This is a genomic window from Rhodopseudomonas sp. (assembly GCF_048594845.1).
GTDB lineage: Bacteria > Pseudomonadota > Alphaproteobacteria > Rhizobiales > Xanthobacteraceae > Rhodopseudomonas.
Window position 1 is genome coordinate 1 of sequence record NZ_JBMDXE010000021.1, and the last position, 2,972, is coordinate 2,972.

The following is a 2,972-nucleotide window of genomic DNA, read 5'->3' on the forward strand; positions in this document are numbered from 1 at the left end:
CGGAATGACCATCATGCCCGAGCTGAAGCTCGGCTGGGGCTACGATCTGCGCGACACCACGCTGGTCAGCGAGGCTGCACTGCTCGATCAGCCGTTCCTGGTTCAGGGGGCTCAGCCCGGCCGCAACGCCGCATTGGTCAGCGCCAAGGTCTCCGGATGGCACACCGAAACGTTCCGGCTGTTCGCCGCCTATAACGGCGAGTACCGCAGCAATGCGACCAGCCATCAGGTCTCGGCGGGTGCGAGAGTCAACTGGTAAGACAACGGAGGGCGACTGATAGCTTGCCTTGTGGCAGTCGTCCTCCGCGTCGGCCGGATTGATAGTCCGTTCGGTTCCATCGTTGAAATGCGACGCGCTCGTTCTTGCCTTGTAGCGATCTGCCCGTATAGTTGAAGTAATTGTTTGGCAGGCGTTCCTTACCGGCGGGAGCGGTCCGGTTCTGTAGGTGGTCGCGGGATCGCGATCCGGAACCTGTGGGCGCTGTTTGAAGAGCTATTTTATAAAGTTACGGCAGTTTCTGTCGTTCATGCTTTGCTCTGCGGTAGTCGACGTGGGAGCGTCGACTGTCGGTCATGCGGAACCGTTGAATTCCTGGGCTCAATCGATTCTGCCGGCAGGCACGAACAACTCGCCTAATCTTCCGGTGCCGCAGCCGAGCGTTGCAGACCAGACTTGGCATCTCAACCTGATCGGTGCGCAAGCCGCATACGATCGCGGCTTCACGGGGGCCGGTGTCAACGTCATGGTTGCCGACAGCGGTTTCGACGTCGGCAATGCCGGTCTCGTCAATAAGCTCTTGCTCGGCCTACGCCGGAATTTCGTCTACAAACCGGAGCGGGGTTATGATCCAACTGATATCAGTCCGCTTGTCGTCGAGGACATTCACGCGACCCACGTTTCTGGTATCATCGCTGCGGAGAAGTTCGATAATGTTGCGGCGCATGGCGTGGCTTATGGCGCCAATATCATTCCCGTTCGCGCGCTGACGGGACACCCCGATTTTGGCTACGTCTTCTTTGCGAATGCCGAGGAGGGAGAGCTAGCACTGGATTACTTCTCCGGTCTGGCCGGGACCATGATCTACAATGCAAGTTATGCCCCCGGGACGAATGGACAATCCAATCTCAGCCGATGGACGATCGGCAACGTGGAGGCCGAGCTCGATGCCGCGCTGAAGGTGCTGCAGGCGGGGAAGATCATCGTTGCGGGTATCGGCAATGATCGCCAATACAATCCCGTTGCAGGCAGCAATGCTTCGGGTCTCGGACTTCTGCCATTTCTGAGCCCCGCTCATGCCGCGCTTGGCGTCTACGATGATCAGGGGCGACAGCTCGACGGAACGGCGCTGCAGAGCTTGCCGGGCCAGATCATACCGGTGATGTCGATCGGATCGACGAGGCAGCCCGCTCCTTACTCCAATTTTTGCGGCGTGGCGGCGAGCTGGTGCGTTGCGGCGCCGGGCGGCGATCGTGAGGTCGGCCCGGAAATCTATTCGACCTTCCCGAACAACACCTACGGTTTCAGAGAAGGCACGTCGATGGCGGCTCCGATGGTCTCGGGTTCGCTCGCCGTGCTGATCCAGGCTAATCCGACCTACAACGCTCAGGATCTCGCGCATCTGCTGTTTTCGACCACCGAGGATCTCGGCGCGCCGGGCATCGACGCGGTGTTCGGCCAAGGCCTGATCCGGCTCGATCGTGCGACCGACGGTCCGGCCACGCTGGCTGCGAACATTGCGGTCAACGTTGGTGCCAGCCAGACGACCTATTGGAGCCAGCTGCTGACCACGCATGGCGAATTCAGCAAGGTCGGCCAAGGCATTCTGACGATCTCCGGCCGCACCAATGCGAACGGCAATGTGTTTGCGCAGCTCGGCACGCTCGCGGTCGACGGCACGCTGACGATGAACGCGGGCAAGCTGTCGGTCGCGCAGCCCGCGACGCTGGCGGGCTTCGGCACCGTGGTGGGCGACGCGGTTATTGCCGGCACGCTGTCGCCCGGCAAGATGGCGAACATCGGCGATCTGGTCGCGAACGGCTCGGTTGCGTCCGGCACCGTGCTGACCGGCAACTCGGTCGGCTCGCTGACCTTCAACGGCAACGTCACGCTGACCTCGGCGGCGACCACGCGGATCGACATCGACGGCAATCTGATCGTGCCCGGTGGCCCCCGCACCTACGACAAGATCTTCGTCACGGGGGCGGGTAATGTGTTCTATGCGGCCGGAACGCTGACGCCGGTGCTGCGCGGAAGCGTCGGCACCGTCAGCAACTACACGCCCGCGCTCGGTACCGACTTCGCGATCGTGCAGGCGCAGAACGGCGCCAGCATCGCTGGTAGGTTTTCGTCGCTGGCGCAGCCGACCGATGGCCTTGCGGCCAATACCCGGTTTGATCTGGTGTATGATCCCACAGCGCTCACCCTCGTGGTCACGCCGGCGAGCTTCAGCACTTTTGCGGCCAGCGGGCAGCTCGGCGCCAACCAGCGCTCGGTCGCCGGCGCGCTCGACAGTGCCCGCCCGGACGCCGGCGTGCTGCCCTCGGCGCGCGAGAAGTCATTGTTCGACGCGCTGTACGGGCTTCGCTCCGAAGCGCAGTACGACAAGGCGCTGACACAGCTCGCAGGTCCCGGTCAGCCCGCGGTGTCGAGCTCGTCGCTGCACGCGTTCATTGGCTTCCTCGGTACAATTGGTGATCGTCAGGACACCATCGCGCTCGGCGGCGAGCAGGGTCAGAACGGTGCTGCACAGTCCTTTGCGTTGTCTTACGCCGGCCGTAACACGATGAGTGCGGAGACTTCTTCGGCGATGAATGCGTTCGCGTCCGTCACACCGGCGGAGCGGGTGCAGGACGGCTGGTCGGCCTGGGGGCAGGGTTTTGGCCGCGACGCCCGCGTCCGCGACAGCGCCGATCTGTCCGGCTCCAAGGCGACCAGCGGCGGCTTCGTTGTCGGCGCCGACCGCCGCTTCTCC

2 protein-coding genes are annotated in these 2,972 nt (G+C 63.1%); both read left to right on the top strand.

The window, feature by feature from the left end; all coding sequences use genetic code 11:
- On the top strand, positions 1 to 259 hold a 259-nt coding region (locus tag ACOJTD_RS01190; protein ID WP_420131118.1), incomplete at its 5' end, for an autotransporter domain-containing protein.
- Positions 260 to 527: 268 nt separating this feature from the next.
- Positions 528 to 2,972, top strand: a 2,445-nt coding sequence (locus tag ACOJTD_RS01195) for a S8 family serine peptidase (RefSeq protein WP_420131119.1), incomplete at its 3' end; no start/stop codon positions are given.